Origin of the sequence: Ectobacillus soli (assembly GCF_042610425.1) — a bacterium.
Lineage (GTDB): Bacteria > Bacillota > Bacilli > Bacillales > Bacillaceae_G > Ectobacillus.
Window position 1 is genome coordinate 1 of sequence record NZ_JBGJZM010000007.1, and the last position, 13,946, is coordinate 13,946.

Genomic DNA, 13,946 nt, shown 5'->3' on the forward strand with positions numbered 1-13,946 from the left:
GGAAGCATGGTGACATGTGGAGCTGACGAATACTAATCGATCGAGGGCTTATCCAAAAAGTTTTTATTCCTTACACTTTTGTTACCTAGTTTTGAAGGAATATTGCCTTTCTATAGGTCTAGTGATGATGGCAAAGAGGTCACACCCGTTCCCATACCGAACACGGAAGTTAAGCTCTTTTGCGCCGATGGTAGTTGGGACTTTGTCCCTGTGAGAGTAGGACGTCGCTAGGCAAACGAAAAGAACCGATCAATATGATCGGTTCTTTTTATGCTGTATAAAGTTTTCGGATTACATCAAGACAGACACAATCCATGCAAACTCCCATACAAATAAAGTAAGAAAAATTTGAAAATTTTGNGAAAAGAACCGATCAATATGATCGGTTCTTTTTATGCTGTATAAAGTTTTCGGATTACATCAAGACAGACACAATCCATGCAAACTCCCATACAAATAAAGTAAGAAAAATTTGAAAATTTTGTATATACAAAACAAATTTGTTAAAGATAGAAGTGTGGAGGTGGAGAGTATGAAAGAGACGTTAATCTATACGCATACGCAACCAACTTGCTGCGTTGTATGCGAAGAAGAAAAAAACAAAGGTATTTTTGTATACAAAGGTTTTTTATGTGAAGATTGTGAAAAAAAAATTGTTCAAACCGATACAGATGATCCTCAATATAGATTCTACTTACGCCAACTCCGAAAAGTTAGATTCTCTCAAAATAAATAGAAAATAAGACGATTGATTGTAAAATTGATTCATTAACAAAGATTTCGTGATAAATAGACTAAGATAATGCTTACACGAGTATAGTCTAGAAGACGAGCATCGACTATCTTGATCAAACAACACAAGACCATTATGTTTTTCTCGAAAATTGCGTATAATAGAATAGATAGAAATGATACGTAAGGAAGAGATAAATGGAACAAAATAATACTCCGTTGTATGATGCGCTCGTACAATTCGCAGCAAATAAACCGTTATCGTTTCATGTGCCGGGTCATAAAAATGGCATGGTTTTCCCAGAAAAAGCAGCTGCACATTTCCAAAGTTTGCTAGAATTAGATGTAACAGAGCTTACAGGGTTAGATGATTTACATGATCCAACAGGATGTATTAAGGATGCCCAAACGCTTCTGTCAGAACTTTATGAGGTAGATGCGAGTTATTTTCTCGTGAATGGTTCTACTGTTGGGAATCTAGCGATGCTGTTTGCTGTATGTAAACAACAAGATATCGTATTGGTACAACGTAATTGTCATAAATCAATAATAAATGGGCTAAAGCTCATAGGAGCTAAGCCTGTTTTTTTAATGCCAAACATAGATAAAGATGCCCATGTTCCGACTGGAGTCTCTTTTGAGAGTGTAGAGGGTGCCCTACTAAATTATCCAGAAGCGAAAGCTGTCGTATTAACACATCCGAATTATTATGGTATGACGCAAGATTTAACATCAATTATACAGCTTGCTCACGATCACTTTATTCCCGTACTCGTCGATGAAGCACATGGTGCTCATTTTGGTTTAGGATTTCCGTTTCCAACGTCTGCAATTGCATACGGAGCAGATGTGGTCGTTCAATCTGCTCATAAAACGCTACCTGCCATGACGATGGGGTCTTTCCTTCATGTAAATAGCTCGTTGTTAAAACGAGAGCAACTTGCAAGGTCATTGCATATGCTACAGTCAAGCAGCCCTTCCTATCCGATTATGGCATCGTTGGATTTGGCTCGTTATTCGTTAGCTAAGCTAAAGAAGGAAGGGACGGGGGAACTCTCGTTTTTCCTTCAGTATATTCGTGAGGAATTATCGCGCATACCGCAAATTACAGTTATCCATAAACAGGCACAAGATCCACTAAAAATTATTATTCAAACGAAGTGCAATCTGTCAGGATATGATATACAAACTATATTGGAAGAAAAAGGATTATATACGGAATTGGCTGACTCATATAATGTATTACTCGTTTTACCACTTTCAATTTCTTCTGCCTATATAAAAGCAGTTGCAATTATTCGAGAAGCACTGCAGTCATTTCCTGTAGTACTTAAGGGAAACCATGAAGTACCTTTACATAGTTCGTCTTTATTTTCTACGTTAGCCATTTCATATGAAGAAGCGGATATGTGGACGGAACAAACTATTCCGCTTACTGAAGCATCCGGTCAGATTGCAGCGGAAATGATTCTTCCGTACCCTCCAGGAGTACCGATTGTGATGCCAGGGGAACGTATCGAAAGAGAACATATTGAACATATACAAATGCTTCTAGAAGCAGGTGCTCATTTTCAGGGCAATACAAGCTTGGATACTCAATCAATTCAAGTTTACGGGCGAAGAAAGGTGAAGTCAAAATGAAGGGTTTATTTATTACGATAGAAGGACCAGAAGGTTCAGGAAAAACAACGCTACTAAGAAATCTACTTCCGCATTTGCACGATAGAGGAAGAACCATTGTCGTAACTCGTGAACCAGGCGGAATAGAAATTGCAGAAAAAATTCGAACTTTGATTCATGATCCTGCTCATACGATGATGGATGCTCGTACGGAGGCCCTGCTTTACGCTGCTGCACGAAGACAGCATTTAGTAGAGAAAGTTATGCCAGCACTTAAGGAAGGGGCTATTGTATTATGTGATCGCTTTATCGACAGCTCTCTTGCTTATCAAGGTTATGCAAGAGGGTTAGGAATCGATAATGTGTACGAAATTAATCGGTTTGCTACCGAAGATTGCATGCCGAATCTTACCATTTATTTAGATATTCAACCGAGCTTAGGTTTAGAAAGAATTCACGGTGATGAACAAAGAGAAATCAACCGTTTAGATATGGAGAATATTTCATTTCACCAAAAGGTACGCGAAGGTTATTTACAGCTACTGAAGCGATTTCCAAACCGCATTGTTCGAATTGATGCTGCACGGTCTAAAGAAGAGGTATTAAAGGATGTACGAGATCGAATAGAGAAGTATTTATAGGAGTGAAAACTTTAAAATAAGTGAGTGATGATTTATGCAACAATGGGGAAAGTTGGCGGACATACAGCCTATCGCCACCCAAATCATAACGAATAGTATTATTAAGCAGCGAATCTCGCACGCCTATTTGCTAGAAGGACCAAAGGGCACAGGGAAAATGGAGACGGCTATTCTACTTGCCAAAAGTATATTTTGTCTAAATAGAAGAGGGGCAGAGCCGTGTCAAACCTGTAGCAATTGCAAACGAATAACGTCGGGGAATCATCCGAATGTATATAAAGTCCTACCTGAAGGATTATCGATTAAGAAGCAGCAAATTCAAATGCTTCAAGAAGAATTTACGAAAACGGGCTTAGAAACGAATAAAAAAGTGTATATCATTGGCCATGCGGACCGTATGACAGTCAATGCCGCTAATACATTACTTAAATTTTTGGAGGAACCAAGCAGTGAGGCGACGGCAATCTTAGTTACAGAGCACAGTCATCAAATGCTAAGTACGATTTTATCCCGTTGCCAAATAATAACATTTCGTCCACTTTCTCATCCTGCTTTAGTTAAGCAACTGCAAGAGCAAGGAATTCCAGCGTATTTTGCAGCAACAGCTGCTAAATTAACGAACAATGTAGATGAGGCGTTAGCCTATTGTCATGATGAATGGTTTGCACAAGCCAGAACTTTAGTGATAAAATTATGTGAAGCTCTTGGAAAAGATTCAGCGTCTCTTTTTTTTGTACAAGAAAAATGGGTCAAGCATTTTTCAGAAAAAGAACAACTACAAATGGGATTAGATATGCTACTCCTTATTTATAGGGATTTATTATATGCGCGGTCTATCGAGAATGAGGAAATTGTTTTTCAAGATCAGCATGATTTATTACAATCTTTCTCTTATTCTCAAAAACGGATTGTATCGGCTCTTTCCAATATATTAGAAGCAAAAAAACGGCTTAATGCGAATGCAAATGCTCAGCTTATATTTGATCAGCTTGTATTTCGCTTACAGGAGGGATAAACGCTTGTATGATGTAGTAGGGGTACGCTTTAAAAAGGCAGGAAAAATCTATTACTTCGACCCGAACAATCTAGATATACCGAAAGACGATTTTGTAATTGTAGAAACGGTACGGGGAATTGAGTATGGGAAAGTTGTTATGCCTAAGAAACAGGTAGGCGAAGATGATGTTGTATTGCCATTAAAAAAGGTAATTCGCATTGCAGAAGAGGAAGACCGACAAATTGTTGATGAGAATAAAAGAGACGCGAAAGAGGCTTATAAGATTTGCTTACAGAAGGTAACGGATCACGAGCTAGATATGAAGCTTGTAGATGTAGAGTATACATTCGATCGTAATAAAGTAATTTTTTATTTTACAGCAGATGGACGTATTGATTTCCGGGAGCTTGTAAAGGACTTAGCCGCAATATTCCGCACGCGGATCGAGCTTCGTCAAATTGGAGTACGTGATGAAGCAAAAATGCTCGGTGGTATTGGTCCGTGTGGACGTATGCTTTGTTGTTCTACCTTTTTAGGAGATTTCGATCCTGTATCCATTAAAATGGCGAAAGATCAAAGCTTATCGTTAAATCCAGCTAAGATTTCCGGATTGTGCGGACGGTTAATGTGCTGCTTAAAATACGAGAATGATGAATACGAGACAGCGAAAGAACAGCTACCAGATTTAGATGAAAAAGTGCAAACATCGAACGGTCCCGGACGTGTAATTGGCTTGAATATATTAGAACGATTAATTCAAATCGAGCTAGTGGGGAAGGACCGTATCGTTGAATATACATTAGATGAGCTCATGCATGAAGGAGTCGTATCGAGTCAAACCACAGACTAATGAGGTGGACGCTTGTGGAGAAAAAGGATATTTTTGAGTCGGTAATAAGCATGGAAGAACAAATCGGCCATTTATATAAGCAACTCGGCGAGTTGAAGCAGCATCTCGCCGAGCTTCTCGAAGAAAATCAACATATAAAGATGGAAAACGAGCATTTACGTCGCCGATTTGAGAACGTGCTTGAAAAAAAGCAACATCGCCAGAAGGAAAAAGAAAAAAAGCCAACAGCAGATATTGGTGAAGGGTATGATAACTTGGCAAGACTTTACCAAGAAGGCTTTCATATTTGTAATTTGCATTATGGGAGTGTTCGTAAGGAAGGCGACTGCTTATTCTGTTTATCATTTTTAAATAAAAAATAAAATTACCTTTCCATGCGAGTGGAAAGGTAATTTTTTGTAAACGTAACCCAATCATATATAAAGTAGAAAGGATTATGGGCATGGAATTGTATGGGGATGAACGTCTTGATTATTTATTAGCAGAGAAATTAAAAATTGTGCAAAGTCCGTCGGTTTTTAATTTTTCATTAGATGCTGTCTTGCTGGCCGACTTTGCTTGGGTGCCGATACAGAAAGGGTCACTTCTGGATTTATGTACAGGCAATGCAGTGATTCCATTGCTGTTAAGTACAAGAACGAAGGGGAGTATTACTGGCGTAGAAATACAAGAGCGTATTTATCAAATGGGAGTGCGTAGTGTTGATTATAATGGCTTATCAGATCGCATTCACCTTATTCATGGTGACATTAAAGAAATGCCAGCGGTTTTGGGGCACCATACATTCGATGTGGTAACATGTAACCCACCTTATTTCCAAACACCAGCCTTATCTGAGATCAATCCGAATGAACATCTTGCTATTGCTCGTCATGAAATCATGTGCAAGCTTGAGGACGTGGTTCGTGTGAGTAGCCAGCTCGTCAAACAAGGAGGGAAAGTTGCCTTTGTACATCGTCCTGGGCGCCTACTGGATATTGTAACGCTAATGCGTAAGTATAAAATTGAGCCAAAGCGTCTACAATTCGTATATCCTAAGCTAGGAAAGGAAGCGAATATGCTTCTCGTAGAAGGAATAAAGGATGGAAAGGCTGATTTGAAAATTCTTCCGCCACTTATCGTTTATAATGAAAAAAATGAATATACAGCAGAAATTCGAGAAATTCTGTATGGAGAAAAATAAACATTATTTCTATGTGCTGGAGTGCGGAGACGGAAGTTACTACGGCGGATATACCATTGATATTGAACGAAGAGTGAAACAACATAATGAGGGAAAAGGAGCACGCTATACGCGGAGTCATCGTCCGGTTGAGCTCCTATATTCAGAAGAGTTCGAAACGAAAACAGAGGCAATGCGGGCAGAGTATCATTTTAAACAGCTTACGCGAAAAGAGAAAGAACAGTATGTGCAAAAAGGAGAATAACTATGTGGCAGCAGAAGAGCTTTCAAGCAAAAGGCGGAACATTGTTTCTCGTTCCAACTCCGATTGGTAATTTAGAGGACATGACTTTTCGTGCAGTACGAATGCTGAAGGAAGCAGATATCATTGCAGCAGAAGACACGAGACAAACTAAAAAACTGTGTAATCACTTTGAAATTGAAACGCCAATTATGAGTTATCATGAACATAATAAAGAAACCATAGGCTTTAAAATTATCGAATTATTACAAGATGGAAAGACGATTGCACTTGTGAGTGATGCAGGTATGCCTTGTATTTCAGATCCAGGCTATGAGCTTGTAATGCAGGCTGTCTCCAATCAAATTACAGTAGTACCTCTGCCAGGGGCAAACGCCGCTCTTACAGCACTCATTGCATCGGGTCTTTCTACGCAGCATTTTTACTTTTTCGGTTTTTTACAGCGGCAAAAAAAGGATAAAAAGAAGGAGCTAGAGCAGCTTCTCTACCGAAAAGAAACATTGCTTTTCTATGAGGCACCTCATCGATTGGAAGAAACGTTACTTGCTATAAAGGATGTACTTGGGAATCGAAGAATTGCCATATGCCGTGAGCTTACAAAGAAATTTGAAGAATTTATACGCGGTACAGTTGAAGACGTTTTACAATGGTCGAAATCAGGTGAAGTTCGAGGAGAATTTTGTATTGTGGTGGAAGGATCTACCGAAGAAATGCCGCAGGAAGAGGAATGGTGGCAATCACTTTCTATTATCGAACATGTAGAGCACTACATCAAAGAAAAGAAGGAGTCCTCTAAGGATGCCATTAAACATGTAGCATTAGATCGAAATATGTCGAAAAGAGATGTTTATCAAATCTATCATATTGATGAAAAAGAATAACAGAATATGAAAATAAAAACCACTTCTCTCACAAACTAAGTGAAGAGAAGTGGTTTCTTTATTATTTTGCAGCAGCTGCAATGTAAGATTGTAATTCTTGTAAAATGATTTGTGCACCTTCAGGTGAAAGAATGATTTTACCACCTGCAAGAGATAGATTTTCGTCAGAAACTTCACCAGTTACTTGGCAAGTCATATTAGGCTTGTACTTTTTAAGAATGATTTTTTCGTCATCCACGTAGATTTCAAGTGCGTCTTTTTCTGCAATACCTAATGTACGACGTAATTCGATAGGAATTACCACACGACCTAGCTCATCAACTTTACGAACGATACCTGTAGACTTCATAATTTTTTCCTCCTAATTGTGTGTATATGCTGTAATGATTATATATCTTGTTTCGTCATTTTTCGACAAAATACCTTATGAATCTATGATACCAATCATTTACATTTCCGTCAATTATTAATTCGCAAATTTCGATAAATTTTTTAAATTTTTTTTCTATGAAAAATGGACAATAAGAAACTATCTAAAATCCCATATTAGTAGCATGTAGACCATCTGTGATGTGAAGATAGCATGTATAATTTTTAGCTTTCAGAGAAATACATGGTAATATAATGATTGGCTAACAAACACGTTCTCATTTTTATGAGTAAGTTTGGTATACTATTTAAAAAGGAAAACTTCTAACAAGGGAAACATTTCTACTTGTTAGAACGGCTAATTACATAATAGTCATTTGGGAGGTTTCGAAATGGCAGCGGACAAAAAAAGTTTTTATATTACAACCCCTATTTATTATCCGAGTGGTAAACTGCATATCGGACATGCTTATACGACAGTTGCTGGAGATGCAATGGCACGGTATAAGCGTTTGAAAGGGTTTGACGTACATTATTTAACGGGTACGGATGAACACGGTCAGAAGATTCAGAAGAAGGCTGAAGAAACGGGAGTAACCCCGCAACAATACGTAGATGGTATTGTGTCAGGAATTCAAGATTTGTGGGGAAAAATGGATATTTCTTATGATGATTTTATTCGTACGACGCAAGATAGACATAAGAGTATTGTCGAAAAGATTTTCAAACGCCTATTAGATCAAGGTGACATTTATCTAGACGAATATGAAGGATGGTATTCAGTTCAGGATGAAACCTTTTATACGGAGTTGCAGCTAGTAGATCCTGTGCTTGAAAATGGGAAGATAGTTGGCGGAAAAAGCCCTGATAGTGGTCACCCTGTAGAACTTGTACGGGAAGAATCCTACTTTTTTAAAATGGGAAAATATTCGGATCGACTATTAAAATTCTATGAAGAAAATCCAGAATTTATTCAGCCAGAATCTCGTAAAAATGAGATGATAAATAATTTTATTAAACCAGGGCTGGAAGATTTAGCGGTTTCTCGTACTTCCTTTGATTGGGGAATCCGTGTTCCTGGAAATCCAAAGCATGTTATTTATGTGTGGATTGATGCGTTATCCAATTATATTACGGCACTTGGCTATGGTACGGACCAGGATGAGCTTTATAAGAAATATTGGCCTGCTGATGTTCATCTTGTCGGAAAAGAAATCGTTCGTTTCCACACGATTTATTGGCCAATCATGTTAATGGCACTTGATTTACCGCTTCCGAAGAAAGTATTTGCTCATGGCTGGATTTTAATGAAGGACGGTAAGATGAGTAAATCAAAGGGGAATGTAGTAGATCCCGTTACATTGATTGATCGATATGGTCTTGATGCGCTTCGTTATTATTTGCTTCGTGAAGTACCATTTGGTTCAGATGGTGTGTTTACACCAGAGGGTTTTGTCGAACGATTAAACTATGATTTGGCAAATGACTTAGGAAACTTATTGAACCGTACGATTGCAATGATAGACAAATATTTTGGCGGAGCAATCCCTGTCTATAAAGAAAATGTCACTGCATTTGATACAGATTTAGTGGCTGTTACAAAAGAAACGATTCAAAAAGTAGAAAAATCAATGGATAATATGGAGTTTTCAGTTGCTTTAGCGGAAATTTGGCAATTAATTAGCCGTTCTAATAAATACATTGATGAAACGCAGCCGTGGGTTCTTGCTAAGAATGAACAGGACCGGGAAAAGCTTCAATCCGTTATGGCCCATTTAGCTGAGGTGTTACGTCAAGTAGCTGTTATGCTCCAACCATTTTTAACTGCATGCCCTGCGGAAATGTTTGCACAGCTTGGTATTCAAACAACAGAGTTAAAAACATGGGATAGCCTTGTATTTGGGATGATTCCAGAAGGAACAAACGTGGCAAAAGCAAATCCGATTTTCCCTCGTTTAGAAGTAGAAACAGAAGTTGCCTATATTAAGTCTCAAATGAAGGGGCCATCTCCAAAACAAGAAGAAAAACCAGAGAAGCATGAAGATTCGGAAGAGATTTCTATCGATGAATTTTTCAAGGTGGACCTTCGCGTGGCAGAAGTACTTCATGCAGAGCCTGTAAAAGGCGCGAATAAGCTATTAAAGCTTCAACTTGACCTTGGCACGGAAAAACGCCAAGTAGTTTCTGGAATTGCACAGTGGTATTCACCAGAGGATTTACAAGGGAAAAAAGTAATTTGTGTTGCTAACTTAAAGCCGGTTAAATTGCGCGGTGAATTATCACAAGGCATGATTTTAGCTGGTGAAGAAAATGGTGCATTGTCTCTAGCAACAGTTGACCAAACACTTCCGAATGGTACGAAAATTAAATAGTTTCGTTCCAACGGGAAGTTGAAAAATTGATAGAAAAAGAGGTGTTTCATGGGTATTAGAGCGAAACATCTCTTTTTCTTGCCAAAAATTATGGATAATTACACCATCTATGCATTATAAATGTAATAGACCTGTAATTATCTCGCTAGGAAAGTAATGAATTTTAACTTAACCAAAAGGGGATCAGGCAATGCTTTTTGATACACATGCACATTTAAATGATGAACAATATGCAGAAGATGTGGAACAAGTGATTGAAAACGCTCGTGAAGCTGGGGTTACGAATCTGGTGGTTGTTGGATTTGATCAGGTCACTATTCCGAAAGCAATTCAATTAGCGGAAAACTATGATTTCATTTACGCTGCAGTAGGATGGCATCCTGTTGATGCTATCGATATGACACCGGAGCACTTACAGTGGATTGAACAGCTGGCTGCTCATCCTAAGGTAGTTGCTTTAGGGGAAATGGGTCTTGATTACCACTGGGATAAGTCTCCAAAGGACGTACAGCAGGAAGTATTTCGGCAGCAAATACGATTAGCTAGAAAAGTGCGTCTACCGATTATCATTCATACACGAGATGCAATCGAGGATACTGTCACCATCCTTAAAGAGGAACATGCAGAGGATGTTGGGGGAATTATGCATTGTTTTAGCGGTAGCGTCGAAACAGCAAAAATATGCGTAGACATGAATTTCCTTATTTCATTGGGAGGACCTGTAACATTTAAAAATGCAAAAAAACCGAAAGAGGTGGCGGCGGAGATTCCCATTGAAAAGCTGTTAATTGAAACAGATTGCCCCTATTTAGCTCCGCATCCTTACCGTGGGAAACGAAATGAACCGGCCTATGTGAAGCGAGTCGCTGAGGAAATTGCCTTATTAAAGGGACTAACATATGAAGACGTTGCTTTGATAACGTCAGAAAATGCAAAACGATTTTTTGGTATTCAATGATGGAAAGGAGACTTATTTGTATAACACGTAAGTCTCCCGTTTCCCGCACATGAACCTACTTCATTTTCTTATTTAATACAATTTAACACGCCTTCGTTATCTATTTGAACACTAGGAGTTAGCTAGTTAAGTTGATTTCAAGAAATAAAGGAGGAGTTATATCATGAATGAAACGACAAAACATGTAGTACCAAAATTGGAGTCAAAAAAGAAGGTAGCAGTGCAACTTACAAGTGCTTTAGTTTTATCTAGCTCAGTAGGGACAGTGGCCTATGCGTATACAAACGATACGGTGACCCTCGAAATAGATGGACATTCAGAAGTGATTCATACACATGCAATAACGGTAAGTGAATTGCTGCAGGAAAAGGAGATTGTCCTAACCGAACATGATCGTGTATACCCGGCTCCTAACGAAAAAATTCAGAATAATATGAAAATTACAGTGCAAAAAGCAAAGCTACACACTGTAAAAATAGATGACATTACACACATTGTTTGGTCAACAGCTAAAACAGTTGAAGAATTATTAAAAGACAAGCAAATGGAGATTACAAAATATGATAGTGTGACTCCTGCATTAGATGCACCTATTGAAAACAATGAAGTGATAAAAATAGAAAAGGCCTTTCCGATTCTGTTACAAGACGGTACGAAAGATATGCAAGTATGGTCAACGTCTATTACGGTTGCAAATGTATTAGAAAATCAACATATCTTATTGGGTGAGTTTGATCGTGTCATACCTTCCTTGGATCAAAAGATTAATAGGAATACTACTGTCAAAGTCATACGGGTTGAAAAAACGGAAGAAACGATTGAACAAAACACTACCTTTGCAATAGTAAAGAAACAAGATTCATCGTTACTTGCAGGAGAAGAACGGGTTTTGCAGGAAGGAGAAGGAGGAAAAGTAGCAAAGACATTTGAAGTCGTAAAAGAAAATGGAATAGAAGTATCGCGAAATGTAACGAAGGAAGTTATGTTGAAGGAAAGTACCGATCAGATTGTTGTAGTCGGAACGAAGCAGCCTGCAAAAGCGGTCGGACCAAGTAATAACGAAATGGTAACAGCTTCAGAATACTATGTGGAAGCAACTGCATATTCTCCTTTCTGTGACGGTTGTGAGGGCGTTAGCGCTGGAGGATACAACTACAGAGCAAATCCGAATATGGCACTTATAGCGGTAGATCCTAGAATTATACCGTTAGGAACAAAAGTTTGGGTAGAAGGCTACGGCTATGCAATTGCTGGTGATACAGGCGGTGCAATTAAAGGAAATCGAATAGATGTATTACTGCCTACCGAAGCAGCAGCTAATGAATGGGGCCGAAAACGAGTGAAGATTCGCATATTACGATAGGAGAAGCATAAAAAGTTAGGATTAAAAGCAAGAGAAGTATAGTCTCTTGCTTTTACCAGTTTGTAGAGGTATACGGGATAAGAAAATGTATAAATAATATACATAGAAATGGATTATGGATTATCATTAATAGATGAGCAAACTTACACGAAAATAATAATGGAAAAGTTGTTATTTTTTTGTTTAATAAACTAGGGATAGTTGTACTTTGGAGGATAGGATGAAAATTAAAGAAATTATTGTTGTAGAGGGTAAAGATGATACGGTTGCGATCAAGCGAGCGTTGAACGCAGATACGATAGAAACAAACGGGTCAGCTATTGGAGACGAAGTGATTGAGAGGGTTCGTTTAGCACAGCAAACAAGAGGCGTGATTATTTTCACAGATCCAGATTATCCTGGAGAACGGATACGTAGAATTGTTTCGGAAAAAGTTCCAGGATGTAAGCATGCGTTTTTACCGAAGAAAGAAGCCATTGCAAAAAATAATAAGGGTTTAGGTGTGGAGCATGCATCTATCCAATCCATACGGCAGGCATTAGAGCACGTGCAACAGGAAATGCCGGAGCTAGAAGCAGACATCTTGTGGGAGGATGTCCTGCAAGCTGGATTAATTGGCGGAGACAATGCGAAAGTTCGTCGTGAACGACTTGGAAAGCTATTAAAAATTGGACATGCTAATGGAAAACAAATGTATAAACGACTACAAATGTTCCAGATTTCCAAAGATGACTTTGAAGCGGCTATGATGAAGGTACTGCAGGAGGAAACGAAATGAAAGACATTGCAACACCCAATCGTACAAAACTAATTTTAGAAAAATATGGTTTTTCTTTTAAAAAAAGCTTGGGGCAAAATTTTTTAATTGATACGAATGTGTTAAACAGAATTGTCGATTTTGCAGAGCTCACACCTAATTCTGGAGCAATTGAAATTGGTCCTGGTATTGGAGCGTTAACGGAACAACTTGCAAAGCGTGCTAAGAAAGTGGTAGCCTTTGAAATTGATCAACGATTGCTTCCTATTCTTGCAGAAACGCTGGAGCCATATCCCCATGTAGATATTATTCATGGTGATGTTCTAAAGGAAGATGTAAAAGCGGTTATTGCTTCAGAATTTGAAGAGGGGCAAGATATTATGGTGGTAGCTAACCTCCCGTATTATGTGACAACGCCTATTCTTTTTAAATTATTAGAAGAATCACTTCCTATTCGAGGTATTGTTGTAATGATGCAAAAGGAAGTCGCGGACCGAATTGCTGCTGAGCCAGGATCGAAAAACTATGGCTCCCTCTCCATTGCTATTCAATATTACATGGTAGCAGAGACCGTTATGACCGTTCCTCGTACGGTGTTTGTGCCGCAGCCGAATGTAGATTCAGCTGTACTACGCCTAATTAAGCGGGAAAAACCAGTAGTGGAAGTGAAGGATGAGTCGTTTTTCTTTCAAGTGGTACGTGCAAGTTTTGCACAGCGGAGAAAAACGTTACTTAATAATCTTTCTAGCAATGTATCTTCCATTCCAAAGGATAAGGGCTGGCTCGAACGAACACTTCTTGAGATAGGGATTGATCCGAAGCGAAGAGGCGAAACATTGACTATTGAGGAATTTGCCAAGTTAAGTAATACCTTATATGAGCAAAGAGTGTAATAATTGTCTTTGCCGCATGATGACTTTGTAAGAGATGCAAGAAAGGGAATTCTTTCTTGCATCTCTATTTGTTTTTTTGTCACTTTTTC

At 38.5% G+C, this 13,946-nt stretch carries 14 protein-coding genes, 1 rRNA gene and 1 pseudogene; 15 read left to right on the forward strand and 1 reads right to left on the reverse strand.

The genetic code is table 11. The features are described 5' to 3' along the window. Window positions 1–117 precede the first annotated feature (117 nt). The 10 genes and pseudogenes from rrf to rsmI all read left to right on the forward strand — a co-directional run bounded on the left by rrf (window position 118) and on the right by rsmI (window position 7,145). Window positions 118–233: ribosomal RNA gene (gene rrf, locus ACAN53_RS17440) — 5S ribosomal RNA — on the forward strand. 299 nt (window positions 234–532) lie between these two features. Further along, the gene (locus ACAN53_RS17445; RefSeq protein WP_379971429.1) at window positions 533–736 is read left to right on the forward strand and encodes a sigma factor G inhibitor Gin; all 204 of its coding nucleotides are present in this window, start codon (window positions 533–535) and stop codon (window positions 734–736) included. Between the two features lie 194 nt (window positions 737–930). Continuing rightward, window positions 931–2,373 carry an aminotransferase class I/II-fold pyridoxal phosphate-dependent enzyme gene (locus ACAN53_RS17450; RefSeq protein ID WP_379971430.1) on the forward strand — a complete coding sequence of 481 codons (1,443 nt, stop codon included), beginning with the start codon at window positions 931–933 and terminating at the stop codon, window positions 2,371–2,373. Beyond that, window positions 2,370–2,993 carry a dTMP kinase gene (gene tmk / locus ACAN53_RS17455; protein ID WP_379971431.1) on the forward strand — a complete coding sequence of 208 codons (624 nt, stop codon included), beginning with the start codon at window positions 2,370–2,372 and terminating at the stop codon, window positions 2,991–2,993. Before ACAN53_RS17450 ends, tmk begins: the two co-directional genes overlap by 4 nt. A gap of 34 nt (window positions 2,994–3,027) precedes the next feature. Beyond that, on the forward strand, window positions 3,028–4,008 hold the full coding sequence (holB, locus tag ACAN53_RS17460) for a DNA polymerase III subunit delta' (protein ID WP_379971432.1): 981 nt from the start codon (window positions 3,028–3,030) through the stop codon (window positions 4,006–4,008). Window positions 4,009–4,012: 4 nt separating this feature from the next. Beyond that, window positions 4,013–4,840 (forward strand): PSP1 domain-containing protein, encoded by an 828-nt coding sequence (locus ACAN53_RS17465; RefSeq protein ID WP_379971433.1) that lies wholly within the window; start codon window positions 4,013–4,015, stop codon window positions 4,838–4,840. Window positions 4,841–4,854: 14 nt separating this feature from the next. Then, window positions 4,855–5,202 (forward strand): DNA replication initiation control protein YabA, encoded by a 348-nt coding sequence (gene yabA, locus ACAN53_RS17470; protein ID WP_379971434.1) that lies wholly within the window; start codon window positions 4,855–4,857, stop codon window positions 5,200–5,202. Window positions 5,203–5,282: 80 nt separating this feature from the next. Further along, entirely contained in the window at window positions 5,283–6,023 is a 741-nt protein-coding gene (locus ACAN53_RS17475) for a tRNA1(Val) (adenine(37)-N6)-methyltransferase (RefSeq protein ID WP_379971478.1), read from the forward strand. After that, a pseudogene (locus tag ACAN53_RS17480) lies at window positions 6,010–6,337 on the forward strand (GIY-YIG nuclease family protein). The gene ACAN53_RS17475 and the pseudogene ACAN53_RS17480 overlap by 14 nt, the downstream one beginning before the upstream one ends. Next, on the forward strand, window positions 6,270–7,145 hold the full coding sequence (gene rsmI, locus ACAN53_RS17485; protein WP_379971435.1) for a 16S rRNA (cytidine(1402)-2'-O)-methyltransferase: 876 nt from the start codon (window positions 6,270–6,272) through the stop codon (window positions 7,143–7,145). The pseudogene ACAN53_RS17480 and the gene rsmI overlap by 68 nt, the downstream one beginning before the upstream one ends. Window positions 7,146–7,206: 61 nt before the next feature. Here rsmI and ACAN53_RS17490 read toward each other — a convergent pair whose 3' ends face one another. Beyond that, window positions 7,207–7,494, reverse strand: coding sequence for an AbrB/MazE/SpoVT family DNA-binding domain-containing protein (locus ACAN53_RS17490; protein ID WP_379971436.1), 288 nt, complete (start codon window positions 7,492–7,494; stop codon window positions 7,207–7,209). Between the two features lie 412 nt (window positions 7,495–7,906). Here ACAN53_RS17490 and metG point away from each other — a divergent pair, with 412 nt between their 5' ends. From metG to rsmA, 5 genes are all read left to right on the forward strand, one after another. Next, on the forward strand, window positions 7,907–9,886 hold the full coding sequence (metG, locus tag ACAN53_RS17495; protein WP_379971437.1) for a methionine--tRNA ligase: 1,980 nt from the start codon (window positions 7,907–7,909) through the stop codon (window positions 9,884–9,886). A 190-nt stretch (window positions 9,887–10,076) separates the two neighbouring features. Then, window positions 10,077–10,844 carry a TatD family hydrolase gene (locus ACAN53_RS17500; RefSeq protein WP_379971438.1) on the forward strand — a complete coding sequence of 256 codons (768 nt, stop codon included), beginning with the start codon at window positions 10,077–10,079 and terminating at the stop codon, window positions 10,842–10,844. A 163-nt stretch (window positions 10,845–11,007) separates the two neighbouring features. Further along, window positions 11,008–12,207, forward strand: coding sequence for a ubiquitin-like domain-containing protein (locus ACAN53_RS17505; protein ID WP_379971439.1), 1,200 nt, complete (start codon window positions 11,008–11,010; stop codon window positions 12,205–12,207). 220 nt (window positions 12,208–12,427) lie between these two features. Next, a complete protein-coding gene (rnmV, locus tag ACAN53_RS17510; RefSeq protein ID WP_379971440.1) occupies window positions 12,428–12,985 on the forward strand; it encodes a ribonuclease M5 in 558 nt (185 codons plus the stop codon). Beyond that, a complete protein-coding gene (gene rsmA / locus ACAN53_RS17515; protein ID WP_379971441.1) occupies window positions 12,982–13,857 on the forward strand; it encodes a 16S rRNA (adenine(1518)-N(6)/adenine(1519)-N(6))-dimethyltransferase RsmA in 876 nt (291 codons plus the stop codon). The genes rnmV and rsmA overlap by 4 nt, the downstream gene beginning before the upstream one ends. Window positions 13,858–13,946 lie beyond the last annotated feature (89 nt).

Coding starts and splice junctions, on each gene's coding strand:
- ACAN53_RS17445 (WP_379971429.1), top strand. CDS start 533: ATGAAAGAGACGTTAATCTATACGCATACGCAACCAACTTGCTGCGTT.
- ACAN53_RS17450 (WP_379971430.1), top strand. CDS start 931: ATGGAACAAAATAATACTCCGTTGTATGATGCGCTCGTACAATTCGCA.
- tmk (WP_379971431.1), top strand. CDS start 2,370: ATGAAGGGTTTATTTATTACGATAGAAGGACCAGAAGGTTCAGGAAAA.
- holB (WP_379971432.1), top strand. CDS start 3,028: ATGCAACAATGGGGAAAGTTGGCGGACATACAGCCTATCGCCACCCAA.
- ACAN53_RS17475 (WP_379971478.1), top strand. CDS start 5,283: ATGGAATTGTATGGGGATGAACGTCTTGATTATTTATTAGCAGAGAAA.
- rsmI (WP_379971435.1), top strand. CDS start 6,270: ATGTGGCAGCAGAAGAGCTTTCAAGCAAAAGGCGGAACATTGTTTCTC.
- ACAN53_RS17490 (WP_379971436.1), bottom strand. CDS start 7,494: ATGAAGTCTACAGGTATCGTTCGTAAAGTTGATGAGCTAGGTCGTGTG.
- metG (WP_379971437.1), top strand. CDS start 7,907: ATGGCAGCGGACAAAAAAAGTTTTTATATTACAACCCCTATTTATTAT.
- ACAN53_RS17500 (WP_379971438.1), top strand. CDS start 10,077: ATGCTTTTTGATACACATGCACATTTAAATGATGAACAATATGCAGAA.
- ACAN53_RS17505 (WP_379971439.1), top strand. CDS start 11,008: ATGAATGAAACGACAAAACATGTAGTACCAAAATTGGAGTCAAAAAAG.
- rnmV (WP_379971440.1), top strand. CDS start 12,428: ATGAAAATTAAAGAAATTATTGTTGTAGAGGGTAAAGATGATACGGTT.
- rsmA (WP_379971441.1), top strand. CDS start 12,982: ATGAAAGACATTGCAACACCCAATCGTACAAAACTAATTTTAGAAAAA.